Annotated in this window: 1 protein-coding gene; it reads right to left on the reverse strand. The window is 50.5% G+C overall.

What is annotated here, in order from left to right; translation table 11 throughout:
• A partial coding sequence (locus AC3DEV_RS16905) for a hypothetical protein (RefSeq protein WP_488372853.1) occupies nt 1-219 on the reverse strand: 219 nt, incomplete at its 3' end.
• Between the last annotated feature and the right edge of the window lie 254 nt (nt 220-473).

The following is a 473-nucleotide window of genomic DNA, read 5'->3' on the forward strand; positions in this document are numbered from 1 at the left end:
GTATGACGTACTTGGCAGCCCACCTGCTGGTGGAACCTTCACGATAGCATGTGTATGTATTCCCAACACGATCACAACTGCCAGCATAACCCCGATGGGGTTTGGTTCCAGCGCCAGCGACGCACCCCTGGTGATGTTCGGGCTGAACAATTTGCACAATGGTCGAGTAACTGCTTTTTTCAGAAACAATAACTCGACACTCTCAAATCCAGAAGCCACAGGCACATATGCCGTTGGCGAACTTATTAAGATAGTTGGGAGACGAGAGTCCGCTCTATCATCAGTGTTCCTTAATACCCTGGCGTCTAAAGGAACAGACGCCACGGATTTATCGGCGGCCGGATGGCCCACTTTAGACCGTGCAGCTATCGGCGCAAACTATCGGCAAACAGGTGTTATTTGGGCCGCAAATGCTCCAGTACTACTTGCTTGCGCTTGGAATCGCGCTCTATCTGATGCCGAAATTGGTAAAT

It is taken from the genome of Dietzia sp. IBK-p2-15D (assembly GCF_057773105.1).